This is a genomic window from Szabonella alba (genome assembly GCF_016765775.1).
In the GTDB taxonomy this organism is placed as follows: Bacteria; Pseudomonadota; Alphaproteobacteria; order Rhodobacterales; family Rhodobacteraceae; genus Szabonella; species Szabonella alba.
In genome coordinates this window covers 62,414-76,156 of sequence record NZ_JAESVN010000012.1, presented here as the reverse complement: position 1 = coordinate 76,156, position 13,743 = coordinate 62,414, and the positions used below count along the sequence as shown (strand labels likewise).

The following is a 13,743-nucleotide window of genomic DNA, read 5'->3' as shown; positions in this document are numbered from 1 at the left end:
GCCGATTTCCCGGTTCGGCATCCCTTCGGCCAAAAGTTCCAGCACGCCGAATTCGCGCCTGGACAGGCCCATGCCGGGCTCTTCGGTGGCGACCTGCCGTTTCTCGACCAGTTCGATGGGCAGATAGGGTAATCCCCCATTTCTAACGGGGTGCATTCGTCGAACTTACGCAGCCATTTTGTCGCTTTGCGCCCCCTTCGGAAACAGTTTCTGTGCGGGTGTGATGCCGCCGATGCCCATGTTCGGGCGGTCGTTGTTGTATGTCCCGAGCCATTGCGTGGCAAAGTCCTGAGCCTCCTCAATGGTTTCGATGATGTATTGGTCGAGCCAGTCGTGTCGGACTGTCCGGTTGTAGCGCTTGATGTAGGCATTCTGCGGTGGCTGTCCGGGTTGGATGTGCTTGATGGTAATCCCTTGTTTCTCGGCCCATATCGGCAGCTTGCCACTGATGTATTCCGGGCCGATATCGACCCGAATGGTGCCGGGCTTGCCACGCCATTCTATGATGCGATCAAGGCTGCGGATGACCCGTTCGGCTGGCAGCGAGAAGTCGACCTCAATGCCCAGCCCCTCGCGGTTGAAGTCGTCCAGCACGTTCAGCAGCCGGAACGCCCGTCCATCACCGAGCCGTTCGGCCATGAAGTCCATCGACCAGGTGATGTTCGGGGCCTCAGGCACCGCCAGCGCACCCGGTTTGTCCCGTCTCAGCCGCTTGCGCGGCTTGATCCGCAGGTTCAGTTTCAGCGCGCAGTAGATGCGGTAGACCCGTTTATGGTTCCAGGGATGGCCCTTCACGTTGCGCAAATGCAGGAAACATAAGTCGAACCCGCAAGTCTTGCGGGCATCGGTCAGTCCAACCAGCAGATCGGCGGTCTCCTCGTTCTCGGCCTTTAACATCGGGCCATAGCGATAGCAGGTTTCGCTGACCCCGGAGACCCGGCAGGCCCGGGCAATGCTGACCTTGTGTCGCGCCACCGCCTTCTCGGCCATCTCGCGGCGGTGAGCCTTGCGCCCGCCATTTCCAACCTGATTATCCAGACCGAGGTTTAGAATGAACACTCTGTTTTTCCCTTGATCCACGGCAGCCTGACCCTGCCATCGCGCATCGTCATGGCGCCGATGATGCGCGCCCGCGCGGCCCAGCCGGGCAATGTTCCGACCGGGCTCATGGCGGAATATTGGGCCCAACGGGCCTCGGCCGGGATCATCATCACCGAGGAGACGCAGATCAGTCTACAGGGGCAGGGCTACAGCTTCACCCCCGGCATCCATTCTGCCGAACAGGTGGCGGGCGGGCGCAAGGAGATGGATACGGTCCATGCGGCGGGCGGACGCATCATGCAGCAACTGTGGCATGTCTGCCGGATGAGCCATGCGAGCTTTCATGCAGACAGGCTGCCAGTGGCCCCGTCTGCCATCGCGCCCGAGGCCTCGGTCTGGGTGGTCGATCCGGCCTGCGCGACATTTGCCTCAGCCATGCACCTTTCTGCGCAGGCCGCGCGCATTCTTCGCATTCCGGATTGCGGGACGGCAGGCGCAACCTAAGGTGGTTTCAGCCTCCGACGGAGCCGCCATGTCTTCAGACCCGATTCCTCTGCAGTCCTCAGCCCCTTGCCGACAGAGTCTGCGCCGGATTTTCGCCAAAGCGGCGGCGATAGGCATGGGCAAACCGCCCCAGATGGTTGATGCCGCTGTCCAGCGCGCATGTGGTGACACTGGCTTCGCCCGACAGCAGCCTGACGCGTGCGGCATCCAGCCGGATCCCGGCCAGAACCTCTTGGGGGGTGGCATGGCCCGCCTCGCGGAAGGCGGTTTGCACGCTTCGGCTACTGCATCCCAGAGTGCGCGCCAGCGCCGCCATCGAGATCGGCTCGGCAAAGCGGTCCCGCATCAGCGCGATGGCCAGATCCACACGCCGCCCTCCGGCCAAGCGGACAGGATGGTCGGTATTGGCAAGCGCCAGCGTCAGATCGCAGGCAATGTCGTCACAGGTCTCTGGTTCCAGCAGCCCGGTTGTCAGCATCCGGCCTGCGCGCAGGCGAATGCGGGACATGACGGAACCAAGGGCGTCCGGTCGTGGACGAACAGGACCTGTCCGCAAATCCTCGTCGCGCTGCACCTCTTCAAGGAAGCGCAGGGGAAGGGTCAGAACATCCGCCATATAGGGGCCGTTCTGCGGGCGCGCGACTACGGTCTGCCGCCGATTCGGCGCAAAGGCCAGAATGCCGCCCGCCATGGCCGTGATCATGTCATCCTGCACGGCACAAGTGATCCGTCCCGCCCATGGGAACAGGACCGTAAGCCGCTCGGGTTCTTCCAGCGTGACGTCATGCCCGGTGGACCATACGCGCGCCAGCACCATCTGCGCTGCGCAGACACGGCGAACGGCCAGCCTTCCCCCCGGTTCGAGAAAGCGGAAACGGTCGGTGCGGTGGAACAGTTGCGGCACATCGTTTGCGCCCGTGCTCCAGGTTGGTCTGAAACCATGATCCTGCATGTTTTCGCGCCATATGCTGCCCCCCCCCTGCGCAAGACTGGACCACTGCGGCAGCGCGCGAAACAATTTTTTTCAATCCTGGCGTGTATTGAGGGTCTGCGGCCCTGAAAAACCACATCGGCCTTCGCTGAAAGGAACTGTTCCATGACCCTGCGCAGCTGTAGCCGCATTGCGGCCCTTTTGCTGATGATCGGAGGCGCCCCTGCCTTGGCCGATGAAATCCGTCGCGAAACCGTGCATTTCGCCCCCGGAACCTCGGGCTCGGCCATCAATTCCAGGGTCAAGGGCTACGCTTCCGTTCAATACAGCCTTGGTGTCAAAGCGGGCCAGAAGATGAGCGTGCAACTCGATTCCGGCAATGCCAGCCTTTATTTCAACATCACCGCGCCCGGCGCCAATGCGGCGCTGTATAACGGTTCGATCGACGGCAACGGCACCACCGTCACCATCCCGTCCAGCGGCAAATATGTCATCGACGTCTATCTGATGCGCAATGCCGCGCGGCGGGGCGAGACGGCGAATTACACCCTGACCCTTTACGTCGAATAACCCCAAAGATGGAGAAGACCATGAAATATCCCCTGTTCCTGCTGGGCGCGCTTGCGCTGTCGGCCTGTGTCGAGGGGGCGTCCAGCCCAAGCGAATTCCCCGAGGATGTGCAGGTCTGCAAACAAGCGATGGCCTACCGCGAAGCCACCACGCCCACCTTCATCGAGGTGGTCAGCGCCGCGCCCCTGCGTGATGGCTCGGGTGTCCAGATGTTCCTGACCCATAACGGGCAGAACATGACCATCTGCCGCACCGATACCAGCGGCAGGGTGAAAGAACTGTTCCCCTATGGTTGAATGTTCCGGTGGGGGCACGACTCGTGCCCCCGCAGGCCCCGAAAGCAAGGCAGACCGCCCATGACTGAAAAACCGGATTTCCCGTTTTACGCGGGTCGGCCCGTTCTGCTGGAGGGGCGGCAGTGGCTGATCCTGATGGCGGCGCTGGCGCTGGGATTTGCGGCGCTGTCCCTGCTGCCGATGCAAGGCTTTCCGCAAAGCCTGTTCCCGGCACTTTTGTTCCTGCTCATCCCGTTGCTTGGCCTGCTTTGGGTGGCGGGGGCGCATTGGATCGCGCTGTTCCGCCCGGTCGGGATCCGGCAGGTCGGGCTGATGATTTTCTTCGGCTTTCTGACGCTGGCCGGGTCGATGGTTTCAGGGTTGATCCTCTCGCAATTCGTGTCCTTCAGCCATAATCCGATATCTGACACATTCGCCAGCATGACCATCCTTGATCTAGTCGCCAGATTGATCCCCACCCTACCGCAGTTGATCGGCGAAGAACTGTTGGGGATTGTGCCCTTCCTTGCCGTTCTGTGGCTTTGTGTCACCCGTCTGGGCCTGTCACGCCGCGCGGGAATATGGATCGCCTTGATCGTCTCGGCCCTGATTTTCGGTGCGGCGCATCTGCCGACCTATGATTGGCATTGGGGGCAGGCATTGATCGGCATCGGCGCGGCGCGGGTGTTCCTGACGCTGGCCTATATCGTGACGCGCAACCTGTGGGTTTCGGCGGGCGCGCATATCCTGAATGACTGGACCGGTTTCCTGATCACCTTCGCCATGGGTCATGCGCCCATCGCGACCGGGACCTGAGATGTGCGATGACCCTGTCGCATGATGCCAAAACCGGCCTGAAAACGCTGGGTATGGCTCTGGATCTGGGCCCACCATCCAGGCCCGATTTCCGCGCCCGGAATGACGGGGTCCGGGGCGCATGATGGATGCGCCCCCTTTCCCGGGCTATTTTCGGCAGACGGCCCGCACCTCTGCCGCATTCCCCTAGCGCAGCTCCTGCATCCAGCCCAGCGTCGGGCCGGTCGGTCCCATTGGCTTGTATTCCGCGCCCAGCGGCTGGTCCCAGCCCAGACTGTCAATCAGCCGGAAGATATGGCCATAGGCAACCTCTCCGCCATCCGGCGGCCCCCGGTCGGGAACCGAGGCGAACTGGATATGCCCGATCAGCGGCATCAGCGCCGCGATGCGGTGGCTCAGATCGCCCTCCATCAGCTGCACATGATAGCAGTCAAACATCAGCCGCAGGTTCGGTTCGGCCACTTCGGCGATGATCTCCTGCGCCTGCGCGGTTGTGGTCAGGAAATAGCCGGGCGCGTCATAGCGGTTCAGCGGCTCGATCAGAACGGTCACGTCGATCCCCCGCGCCCTGGCGCAGGCATGGCGCAGATTGGTGACAAAGGCCGCCCGCGCCGCCGGTCCGGTGGCAAACCCAGCCATGACATGCACAGCCCCTGCGCCAATGTCGGCGGCATAACCCATCGCCTCATCAATCGCGGCGCGGGCCTCGGCCTCGCGCCCCGGCAGGGCGGACAGACCGTTTTCCTTTTTCGTCAGATCGCCGCGCCTTGTGTTCAGCCCCAGCATGGTCATTCCGGTTTCCGCCAGTGCCGCCTTCACCTCGGCCGCCGGTGTGTCAAAGGGCCAGTGACATTCCACCGCATCGAACCCAGCCGCCCGCGCCGCGCGGATCGCGTCGGGCAGCGAAAGTTCGGACCACAGAAACCCCAGATTTGCAGAAAACCGCATCATTTTCCCTCCGGCAGGGCCAGCCCTGCATTGCGTGCATAGACTTTTGCAACCGCCGCATCATCCTCACGCCCCAGACCCGAACCTGAGGCGGCCAGGAATTGCTGCAGCGCCGCCGCCGTGACGGGGGCGGCGAATTTCGCGCCCTTCGCGATGTCCAGAACGATGCCCAGATCCTTGGGCCAGATATCGACCGAGGACCGGGGCGTGTAATCCCCGTCCACGATATGCGGCCCGCGATTTTCCAGCATCCATGAGGTGCCCGCGCATTTCGGGATCACCTCCATGAATTTCTCGGGTGCAACACCTTGGGTCATGCCGAAGGTCATTGCCTCGGCCATGGCGGCGATATGGACGCCCGCCAGCAACTGGTTCACCGCTTTCATCGCCGAACCGGCGCCCGGTGCGTCCCCCAGATCGAACACGGTCTGTGCCATCGCATCCAGCGCGGGCCGGGCGGCGGCAAAGGCCGCGCGACTGCCCGAGGCCATCACCGACAATTGCCCCGCCGCCGCCTTGGCAGCTCCGCCCGAGATCGGCGCATCAAGGTAATGCACGCCGAACCCTTCGCAGCGCGCGGCCATGGCGCGGGCGAAATCGGGGGCGACGGTCGCGCAGGACAGAACCACCGCGCCGGGTTTCAGCCCGGCAACCACGCCCGCCTCACCGAACAGCACCGCCTCGGTCTGGGCCGCGTTCAACACCACGACGACCACCGCATCCAGCTGTCCGGCAATCTCGGTCAGTTGGCCCCCACTGCCGCCCTCGGCCTGAAAGCGCGCCACAGCCTCGGGCGCAATGTCGAAACCGTAAACCCTGTGCTGCCCCCGCAACGCCGATTGCGCCATGCCATAGCCCATGGAGCCCAGCCCGATCACCGCGATATCCTGCGTCATGAAATCCTCCTGCCGTTTCGCGCCGACCATAACGCAAGTGGCGGCGTATGCCACGAAAATCCGGTATACCAGATTGCAGGGCGCGAAATTACAGGCTGACCAGCGCGCCCCCGGCGGCCTGCGCATCGCCCGCATCATGGGTGACCAGCAGCGCCGGAATGCCCGCCGCGCGCAGATGGTCGAAGGTGAAGGCGCGGATTTCACCGCGCAACCCGGCATCGAGGCGTGAAAAGGGTTCATCCAGCAACAGCGCCTGCGGCCTTGCAAGGATCGCGCGCATCAGGGCGGCGCGTGCGCGCTGCCCCCCCGACAATGTGGCAGGGTCGCGGTTGGCGAAGCCCTCCAGCCCGGCCTGGGCCAGGGCGTGCTCAACCGCTGCGCGCCGGGCCTCACCCCGGATCCCGGGCGCAAGGCCGAAGGCCAGATTGGCCCCGACCGACAGATGCGGAAACAGCATCGCATCCTGAAACAGCACCCCGATCCGCCGCGCCTCGGGCGGCAGGGGGCGCAGGTCGCGGCCATTCAGACGGATCTCGCCCTGCAGCGCCCATCCATGGGCCAGATGCCCGCCAATCGCATCCAGCAGCGTGGATTTGCCGACGCCCGACGGGCCCATCACGGTCGTGACCTCCCCCGCCGCGATGCGAAGGGTCAGGGGCGGGAACAGGACCGCGCCGCCCTTTGGTCTGACAGTGACGCCGATCAGATCAAGGCTCATGCGGGTCCTCCGCCGGTCATGCCGCGCCGGTCGTGCCAGATCAGCGCAGGCAGAATGATCGCCGCGCCATAGGCCAGAAAGGGCAGCGCCGCCTGCAACAGCGCATAGACCCCCACCACCCGCCGGTCCGAACCTGAGGACAGCGTCACCGCCTCGGTCGTCAGCGTTGCCACCCGCCCCGCCCCCATGAACAGCGTCGGCAGATATTGCGCGACGGAAACGGCAAAGCCGATGGCGGCGGCAGTCATCAGCGGTCCCGCCAGCATCGGCAGTTTCACGGTCCGGAACTGTCGGCCCGGGCTGGCCCCAAGGGCCGCCGCCGCGCGCAGGGCACGCGGGTCCAATGCGCGCCACGGATCGGACAGGGCCAGCATCACATAGGGAAAAACGAACAACATCTGCGCCCATATCACCGCAAACAGCCCGCCACCAAGTCCGAATTGCAGAAACAGAACATTCAGCCCGTAAAGAAACCCCACTTGCGGCAGCAGCAGCGGCAGATAGATCAGACCCTGCGCCCAGCCTGCGCGGCTGCGCCTGCCGCGATCCTCACCTTCCAGCCAGGCGACGGCAAGCGTCAGCGACAGCAGGGTGCTGACCAGACCCAGGATCAGCGTGGTTTCCAGCGCCCGCCGCCAGCCCTGCCCCTGCCAGCCACGCAAGGACCAGCTTTCAGGCAGGGCGGCGGGGAAGGACCAGCGAAAGGCGAAGGACCAGACCAGAAGCGACAGAACCGCCAGCGCCCCCAGTGCCATCAGGGCCAGCACTGCCACGCCCGCCAACCGCAGCCCCGGTTCTGACGACACACCCCGCCCGCCGCGCCAGATCCACCAATGGCCGATCCTGCGGATCAGCGCCTCGGCCAGCAACCAGATCAGGATTGCCGCCGCAACGATCCCCGCCTGCAACAATGCCGCTGCCGAGGCGGGCAGGATCAGTCGCGTCTCGGGCGCCGAAAACCAGCGTGTGATGGCCACGGCCAGCGTCGGCGGGTTCGAGGGGCCAAGGATGATCGCCATATCCACCACCGACAGCGCATAGGCCAGTGTCACGAAAACCGGCAGACGGATCAGCGGGTAAAGCTGCGGCAGGATCAGCTTCATCCAGACCACGCCGCGCCCGTAACCCAATGCCCTGCCCTGTGCCTCGGTCTGGCGCAGGGGAAGCTGCGCAAGGGCCGAGCCCATGACCAGCAGGAAAAAAGGCACTTCCTTGATCAGCAGCGCCAGCATCAGCGCCAGACCGGCGGTGTCATTCACCGTGGCCAGATCGGGCGGACGGTCCCAGCCGGTTGCCCATGGGGAAAGCGCCCGCGCGATCCAGCCGGAAGGGGCAATCAGAAAGGCAAGACCGATGGCCAGTGCCGCATGCGGCACCGCCAGAAACGGCGCCAGCAGCCGCGCCCGCGCGCCCGCGCCAAGACGCCCATGGGTGGCCCCCAGAAACCCCGCCGCCAGTGCAAGGGCCAGAAGGGTGGACCCGATGCCGGTCACAAGGGTCAGCCGCAGACTGGTCCAGAGACCCGGCAGCGCGAAAAGCTGTCGCCATGGTTCAAGGCTCAGCCCCTCAGACCCGATGGCGGGCAGATGGCCGAAAGCGGCAAGTGCCGTGCCGCCAAACCCCGCCGCAATCGGCAGCACCAGCCCCCCCATGACCAGCAGCAGAACCGCCAGCCGAAGCGCGCGGCCTTCACCCGTCATTTCGTGTAGCGTTCGGTCCAGACCTCGACCAGCCGGGACATCCAGCTTGCATGCGGCTCCAGCAGGGTGGGGCCAAGATCCTCAAGTGCGGGCAGCGCGGGCGAGGAGGGCAGCGCCGCGAAAAGTGCCTGTTCCGCCGGGCCCAGTTTCGACGGATCGAGGACCGAGAAACTGCCCAGAACCTCGATATTCTGCTGATGCGCCTGCGTTGCCGGTTCCAGCAGGAAATTCGCGACCACCTCGGCCCCTTCGCGATTGGCCGCGTTGAAGGGGATCGCGACAAAGCTGATATTGCCGATGGAACCGCCTTCGGGCACATGGACGCGGGCGGTCTCGGGCAGCAGCCCCTCGGCAATCGCGCTGGCGGCGGCGGCGGGGTCGAAGGAGACGCCGAATTCCACCTCACCATCATTCAGCATCTGTTGCTGCACCGACTGGTTTTCGGGAAATGTCTCACCGCCGCGCCACAGATTGGGGCGCAGCGTTTCATACCAGTCCCAGAAGGGCGCAGTGGCCGCATCGAAATTTTCATCCGTGGCAGGTTGTTGCAAAATGGCAGGATCAGGGGTCAGTTCGATCAATGCCTGCTTGAGAAATGTCGAGCCCATGAAGTTGCTGACCGCCGGATGTGTCAGGCGGCCGGGATTGGCGGCGGCCCAGTCCGCCAGCCCCGCCATGGTCGCGGGGGGTGTGGTGCGCGCACTGTCATAGACCAGAACGAAACGGGCAAGACGCCATGCACTTTCGAACCCCTCAACCGGCACGGTGAAATCAGTCACCGCCGCAGAACCCTCGGACAGGTCCAGATAGCGCGCATTGGGCAACTCATCCGCGAAGGGGCCATAGAGCAGCCCCTGCGATTTCATCGACAGAAAATTCGGCCCGTTGATCCAGATCAGATCGACCGAGCCGCCGCTGTCCCGGCCTGCGGCCTTTTCCGCGATCACACGGTTCACCGCCTCGGCAGTGTCAGACAGCTTCACCTGTTCGACGCGGACGCCGTAACGCGCCTCGGTCTGATCCCCAACCCATTCGATAAAGGCATTGGTGCGCGCATCGCCCCCCCAGGCGTTCCAATAGACGGTCTGGCCTTTTGCCGCCTCCAGCGTCGCGGCCCAGTCTGCATGGTCGGGGTCGGCAAAGGCGGGGCTGGCAAGGCCAAGCGAAAGGGCGGCGATCAGGACGGGGCGCATGAACTCTCCAGTCTTCGGGGGGTTATTTCCAATACGGTCGCAAAGGGGCAAACGTTTCAAGGGGTCACGAAAAAACCCGCCAGCCCTGCATCCAGCGCAGCAAGGTCGTGACGAAACAGGCCGCCGCATATCCACAGGCGATGATCGGGAAAAGGTCCGGAAACAGGCAAAACAGAACAAAAACCGCAATCGTTTCCGTGCCTTCGGTCAGCCCGCCAAGATAGAAGATCCCCTTCTTCGGAAAATCCGCCGAGGTAAGGCCGCGCCGTTCGGCAATCACCGAAAAGGCCAGAAAGCTGGACCCGGTGCCGATGAAAGAGGCAATCAGCACCGCCCCCGCAACCGCGTTCTGCCCCGGATCGGCCAGCACAAAGCCCAGGGGAACCAGCGCGTAGAACAGGAAATCAAGCGCGATATCCAGAAACGCGCCCCGGTCGGTCGGCCCATGAAGGCGCGCGATCTCGCCATCCAGCCCATCCGCAAGGCGGTTGAGCAGGATCAGCGCCAGTGCCACGCCATACGCCCCGGCCCACAGTGCGGGCAGCGCCAGCAGACCCAGCCCGAACCCCGCCAGCGTGACATGATCCGCGCCGATCCCCGAGGCCGCAAGCCGCCGCGCCGCCGGATGCAGTACCCGGCGCAAAAGGGGCAGCAGCGCCGCGTCGATCATTCCGGCAATTCGTGCTGATGTTCGCCCAGACGCGGGGCGGGGCGGTCCAGCGCAAGGCTTGCCCCTGAAAACACGATCGGCGCCCGCACCCCCGGCACGCCACCCGGGGCAATCTGCATGGCGCGGGCCATGATCTGGGGATCGGCAAAGACATCGGCCATGTCATTGATCGGGCCGGCAGGCACGCCCGCGCCTTCACAGGCGGCCAGAAGATCGGACTTGCTGCGCTGGCGCGTGGCCCGCGTCAGCGCCTCGGTCATCGCGGTGCGATTGGTCACGCGGTCGGCGTTGGTGGCGAATTCCGGGGCGGTGCCCAGCGCCGAAAGGCCCAGCAGATCGCACAGCCGCCGGTATTGCGCATCATTGCCGGTGGCGATGATGATCCAGCCATCGGCGCAGTCGAACACCGCATAGGGGGCAAGGTTCGGATGGGCATTGCCCATTTTCGTCGGCGCGGTGCCCGTCGCAAGATAGTTCATCGCCTGATTGGCCATGATTGCCGTCGCCACATCAAACAGCGCCATGTCGATCTGCTGGCCTTGCCCGGTCGCCCCGCGCTGATGCAGCGCCGCCAGAACGGCGGTGACAGCATAGATGCCGGTGAAGATATCGGTGACGGCCACGCCCACCTTCTGCGGCTGGCCATCGGGATCGCCGGTGACACTCATCAGGCCCGACATGCCTTGAATGATGAAATCATAGCCCGCGCGATGCGCATAGGGCCCGTCCTGCCCGAAGCCGGTGATCGAGCAATAGATCAGCCGTGGATTGACTGCCGAAAGGCCCGCAAAATCCAGCCCGTATTTCGCAAGACCGCCGACCTTGAAGTTCTCGATCACCACATCGGCATCGGCGACAAGGCGGCGCACCGTCTCCTGCCCCTCGGCCGTGCGGAAATCGACCGTGACGGATTTCTTGCCGCGATTGGTGGCGTGGAAATAGGCGGCGGCACTTTCGCCGTCGCGGGTGATGAAGGGCGGGCCCCAGCGGCGCGTGTCGTCGCCTTCCGGGGCCTCGACCTTGATGACCTCTGCCCCCAGATCGGCCAGCACCTGACCGGCCCATGGACCCGCAAGGATCCGGGCCAGTTCAACCACTTTCAGACCGGCAAGCGGAGACTGCATAGCTTACTTCGCCAGTTCCGCGTCGATCAGGCCCGAAAGCTCGGCAAAGCTCATATTGCCATGCTTCACCCCGTTGATGACCAGCGAGGGCGTCGAGGTGATGTTGTCGGCTGCGGCATCGGTTTCATGCTTGTTGACCATCGCCTGCGCCATGGCCCCGTCACTGAGACAGGCCTCAAGTTGCGCATCCTCAAGCCCGGCGACACGTCCGATGCGGCGCAGGTTTTCAACCACCTCATTCGGGTTGTCCGAGGCGGCCCATTCCTGCTGCTGCTTGTAAAGCATTTCCTGAATGCCGAAATACCGCATCTCACCGCCGCAGCGCGCCACCATCGCGGCCCAGAGCCCGTAACGGTCAAACAGCACCTCTCGATAGACAAAGCGGATCTTGCCGGTGTCGATATAATCGCGCTTCAAGGGCTTGAAGACCGCGTCATGGAACGTGGCGCAATGCGGGCAGGTGTAGGAGGCGTATTCCGTCACCGTGACCGTCGCATCGGGGTTGCCCAGCACAAGGTCGGGCACTTCGGGCAGTTCGGCATCCTGTGCGAAAAGCGCCGAGGGCCGCGCCGCAAGGATAAGACCCGCCGCCGCGCCCGTGATGATGAAATCCCGTCTGTTCATGTTCTGCCTCTTGGTGTTCTGGTTCTGGATAGGAAATTCTGCGTGATGGTTTCAAGCGCCTTTCGCAGCCCCTCATCGGTCACGCCCTCGGCGCTGCGGGCGGCCTCGGCCCGGATCGCGGGATCTGGCGGGGCGGGTTCCTTCGCTGCGGCCAGAAATTCGGCCTGCCCTTCGGCAAAGCCGCTGGCGGCGGTCTGCGTCAGGCTGATACGCGAGATCGCGTTATAGCCATAGCAGCCGTTGACCTTCTCGCGGATCGCGGGAAGCTGCATCTGCACCATCGGCGCATGGGCCGATTGCACCAGCAGCGTCAGCGTCGCCCCGAACCCGCCCTTGCCATAGCCGATCTTGACCGGCCGGGTCATGCGCGCGGTCGCCTCTCCCACAATCTCGGGCCATGCCGTCAAAAGCCGCGTGACCGCAAATCCCCGGGATTCGCCCGCATCGCGGATGCGCTGCTTCAGCAATCCCGATGCCGCCTCAAAGCCGCGCATCCGGCGGGGGGCCGGGGCAGAGGCATTGGCGGAAGGGCCGGGACGTTTCATGCGAAGGGCGGGGCCTCGGGTCGGTTCTCTCTGGTCTCTGTCTACGATCCCCGGCACAGTCGCGCCAGAGATTTGCCGGGCTGAAAGGCGCGGAAAGACCGGGAAAGGCATAAAGATTGCGTGACGCCGATGTAACCCGCGCGCTGCTGGACTGGTATGACATCCATGCCCGCAGCCTGCCCTGGCGCGTGCCGCCCGACGCTTCACAAACGGGGCAGCGGGCCGATCCCTACCGCGTCTGGCTGTCCGAGGTGATGCTGCAACAGACGACCGTGGCGGCGGTGAAGGACTATTTTCACCGCTTCATGGCGCGCTGGCCGGGGGTCGCCGATCTGGCGGCGGCAGCGGATGCCGACGTGATGGCCGAATGGGCCGGACTGGGCTATTACGCCCGCGCCCGCAATCTGCTGGCCTGTGCGCGGGCGGTGGTTGCCGATCACGGCGGGCGGTTTCCGGAGACCGAAGCGGGCTTGCGCGCCCTACCCGGCATCGGGGCCTATACCGCCGCCGCGATTGCCGCGATTGCCTTTGGCCGCGCGGCTGTGGTGGTGGATGGCAATGTCGAACGGGTCATGGCGCGGCTGCACGGGGTGCGGGCTCCGCTGCCCGGCGCCAAACCCGAACTGACCGCCCTTGCCGCCCGGCACACACCGCAGGACCGGCCCGGGGACCACGCGCAAGCGGTGATGGATCTGGGCGCCACGATCTGCACGCCGCGCAATCCGGCCTGCGGGATCTGCCCGTTGCAGGCCTTCTGCATGGCTCGGGCAGAGGGCATCGCCGCGGAACTGCCCGCCAAGGTGCCGAAAGCTGCCAAGCCCACCCGTCACGGCACGGTCTGGATTGCGCGCCGCCCTGTCGATGGCGCGCTGCTGGTTGAACGTCGCCCGCCCCGGGGACTTCTGGGCGGGATGCCCGGCTTTCCCGGCAGCAATTGGGAAAGCCGCAGCCCCGCGCCCGCCAGCCCGCCGTTTGCGGCGGATTGGCGCCCGGCCGGCGAGGTCCGCCATACTTTCACCCATTTTCATCTGATCCTGTCGGTCGAGGTGGCCGAGGTTTCGGGCAATCCCGACCGGGGGGAGTTTCTGCCCCCGTCGGTCTTTGACCCCACCGCGCTGCCGACCCTGATGCGCAAGGCACATGATCTTGCGTCACAGGCGTTTTTGCCACGTTGAGCGGGCGACGCGA

The 13,743-nt window shown here is 64.7% G+C and carries 15 protein-coding genes and 1 pseudogene; 5 read left to right on the top strand and 11 right to left on the bottom strand.

Features of this window, described 5'->3' with window-relative positions:
• Positions 1–165: 165 nt before the first annotated feature.
• Positions 166–1,011: pseudogene (locus tag JL811_RS17955) on the bottom strand (IS3 family transposase); the annotation flags it as partial.
• 60 nt (positions 1,012–1,071) lie between these two features.
• Here JL811_RS17955 and JL811_RS17950 point away from each other — a divergent pair.
• Positions 1,072–1,545 carry an oxidoreductase gene (locus JL811_RS17950; protein ID WP_237685050.1) on the top strand — a complete coding sequence of 158 codons (474 nt, stop codon included), beginning with the start codon at positions 1,072–1,074 and terminating at the stop codon, positions 1,543–1,545.
• A gap of 58 nt (positions 1,546–1,603) precedes the next feature.
• Here the strand turns inward: JL811_RS17950 and JL811_RS17945 are convergent, their stop codons facing one another.
• Entirely contained in the window at positions 1,604–2,449 is an 846-nt protein-coding gene (locus JL811_RS17945; protein ID WP_202690085.1) for a helix-turn-helix domain-containing protein, read from the bottom strand.
• 192 nt (positions 2,450–2,641) lie between these two features.
• Here JL811_RS17945 and JL811_RS17940 point away from each other — a divergent pair, with 192 nt between their 5' ends.
• Genes JL811_RS17940 through JL811_RS17930 form a run of 3 tightly spaced genes read left to right on the top strand, consistent with a single transcriptional unit; the run spans position 2,642 to position 4,137 of the window.
• Positions 2,642–3,046 (top strand): DNA breaking-rejoining protein, encoded by a 405-nt coding sequence (locus JL811_RS17940; protein WP_202690084.1) that lies wholly within the window; start codon positions 2,642–2,644, stop codon positions 3,044–3,046.
• 20 nt (positions 3,047–3,066) lie between these two features.
• Positions 3,067–3,342 (top strand): hypothetical protein, encoded by a 276-nt coding sequence (locus JL811_RS17935; RefSeq protein WP_202690083.1) that lies wholly within the window; start codon positions 3,067–3,069, stop codon positions 3,340–3,342.
• A 60-nt stretch (positions 3,343–3,402) separates the two neighbouring features.
• Positions 3,403–4,137 carry a CPBP family intramembrane glutamic endopeptidase gene (locus JL811_RS17930; protein ID WP_202690082.1) on the top strand — a complete coding sequence of 245 codons (735 nt, stop codon included), beginning with the start codon at positions 3,403–3,405 and terminating at the stop codon, positions 4,135–4,137.
• A 186-nt stretch (positions 4,138–4,323) separates the two neighbouring features.
• Here the strand turns inward: JL811_RS17930 and JL811_RS17925 are convergent, their stop codons facing one another.
• The 9 genes from JL811_RS17925 to JL811_RS17885 all read right to left on the bottom strand — a co-directional run bounded on the left by JL811_RS17925 (position 4,324) and on the right by JL811_RS17885 (position 12,555).
• Positions 4,324–5,085: a hydroxypyruvate isomerase family protein gene (locus tag JL811_RS17925; RefSeq protein ID WP_202690093.1), complete on the bottom strand. Its 762-nt coding sequence runs from the start codon at positions 5,083–5,085 to the stop codon at positions 4,324–4,326.
• Positions 5,085–5,981, bottom strand: a complete 897-nt coding sequence (gene ltnD / locus JL811_RS17920) for an L-threonate dehydrogenase (RefSeq protein ID WP_202690081.1) — start codon at positions 5,979–5,981, stop codon at positions 5,085–5,087. The genes JL811_RS17925 and ltnD overlap by 1 nt, the downstream gene beginning before the upstream one ends.
• 88 nt (positions 5,982–6,069) lie before the next feature.
• The gene (locus tag JL811_RS17915) at positions 6,070–6,699 is read right to left on the bottom strand and encodes an ATP-binding cassette domain-containing protein (protein WP_202690080.1); all 630 of its coding nucleotides are present in this window, start codon (positions 6,697–6,699) and stop codon (positions 6,070–6,072) included.
• Entirely contained in the window at positions 6,696–8,399 is a 1,704-nt protein-coding gene (locus tag JL811_RS17910; RefSeq protein ID WP_202690079.1) for an ABC transporter permease, read from the bottom strand. Before JL811_RS17910 ends, JL811_RS17915 begins: the two co-directional genes overlap by 4 nt.
• The gene (locus JL811_RS17905) at positions 8,396–9,592 is read right to left on the bottom strand and encodes an ABC transporter substrate-binding protein (protein WP_202690078.1); all 1,197 of its coding nucleotides are present in this window, start codon (positions 9,590–9,592) and stop codon (positions 8,396–8,398) included. Before JL811_RS17905 ends, JL811_RS17910 begins: the two co-directional genes overlap by 4 nt.
• A gap of 64 nt (positions 9,593–9,656) precedes the next feature.
• On the bottom strand, positions 9,657–10,262 hold the full coding sequence (locus JL811_RS17900) for a CDP-alcohol phosphatidyltransferase family protein (RefSeq protein ID WP_202690077.1): 606 nt from the start codon (positions 10,260–10,262) through the stop codon (positions 9,657–9,659).
• Complete coding sequence (locus JL811_RS17895) at positions 10,259–11,386, bottom strand: CaiB/BaiF CoA transferase family protein (RefSeq protein ID WP_202690076.1); 1,128 nt, start codon at positions 11,384–11,386, stop codon at positions 10,259–10,261. Before JL811_RS17895 ends, JL811_RS17900 begins: the two co-directional genes overlap by 4 nt.
• A 3-nt stretch (positions 11,387–11,389) precedes the next feature.
• Positions 11,390–12,010: a DsbA family protein gene (locus JL811_RS17890; protein ID WP_202690075.1), complete on the bottom strand. Its 621-nt coding sequence runs from the start codon at positions 12,008–12,010 to the stop codon at positions 11,390–11,392.
• The gene (locus JL811_RS17885; protein ID WP_237685049.1) at positions 12,007–12,555 is read right to left on the bottom strand and encodes a DUF721 domain-containing protein; all 549 of its coding nucleotides are present in this window, start codon (positions 12,553–12,555) and stop codon (positions 12,007–12,009) included. Before JL811_RS17885 ends, JL811_RS17890 begins: the two co-directional genes overlap by 4 nt.
• A gap of 116 nt (positions 12,556–12,671) precedes the next feature.
• Between JL811_RS17885 and mutY the strand changes: the two genes are divergently transcribed.
• The gene (mutY, locus tag JL811_RS17880; protein WP_202690074.1) at positions 12,672–13,730 is read left to right on the top strand and encodes an A/G-specific adenine glycosylase; all 1,059 of its coding nucleotides are present in this window, start codon (positions 12,672–12,674) and stop codon (positions 13,728–13,730) included.
• Positions 13,731–13,743: the final 13 nt, after the last annotated feature.

Coding starts and splice junctions, on each gene's coding strand:
- JL811_RS17940 (WP_202690084.1), top strand. CDS start 2,642: ATGACCCTGCGCAGCTGTAGCCGCATTGCGGCCCTTTTGCTGATGATC.
- JL811_RS17935 (WP_202690083.1), top strand. CDS start 3,067: ATGAAATATCCCCTGTTCCTGCTGGGCGCGCTTGCGCTGTCGGCCTGT.
- JL811_RS17930 (WP_202690082.1), top strand. CDS start 3,403: ATGACTGAAAAACCGGATTTCCCGTTTTACGCGGGTCGGCCCGTTCTG.
- JL811_RS17925 (WP_202690093.1), bottom strand. CDS start 5,085: ATGCGGTTTTCTGCAAATCTGGGGTTTCTGTGGTCCGAACTTTCGCTG.
- ltnD (WP_202690081.1), bottom strand. CDS start 5,981: ATGACGCAGGATATCGCGGTGATCGGGCTGGGCTCCATGGGCTATGGC.
- JL811_RS17915 (WP_202690080.1), bottom strand. CDS start 6,699: ATGAGCCTTGATCTGATCGGCGTCACTGTCAGACCAAAGGGCGGCGCG.
- JL811_RS17910 (WP_202690079.1), bottom strand. CDS start 8,399: ATGACGGGTGAAGGCCGCGCGCTTCGGCTGGCGGTTCTGCTGCTGGTC.
- JL811_RS17905 (WP_202690078.1), bottom strand. CDS start 9,592: ATGCGCCCCGTCCTGATCGCCGCCCTTTCGCTTGGCCTTGCCAGCCCC.
- JL811_RS17900 (WP_202690077.1), bottom strand. CDS start 10,262: ATGATCGACGCGGCGCTGCTGCCCCTTTTGCGCCGGGTACTGCATCCG.
- JL811_RS17895 (WP_202690076.1), bottom strand. CDS start 11,386: ATGCAGTCTCCGCTTGCCGGTCTGAAAGTGGTTGAACTGGCCCGGATC.
- JL811_RS17890 (WP_202690075.1), bottom strand. CDS start 12,010: ATGAACAGACGGGATTTCATCATCACGGGCGCGGCGGCGGGTCTTATC.
- JL811_RS17885 (WP_237685049.1), bottom strand. CDS start 12,555: ATGAAACGTCCCGGCCCTTCCGCCAATGCCTCTGCCCCGGCCCCCCGC.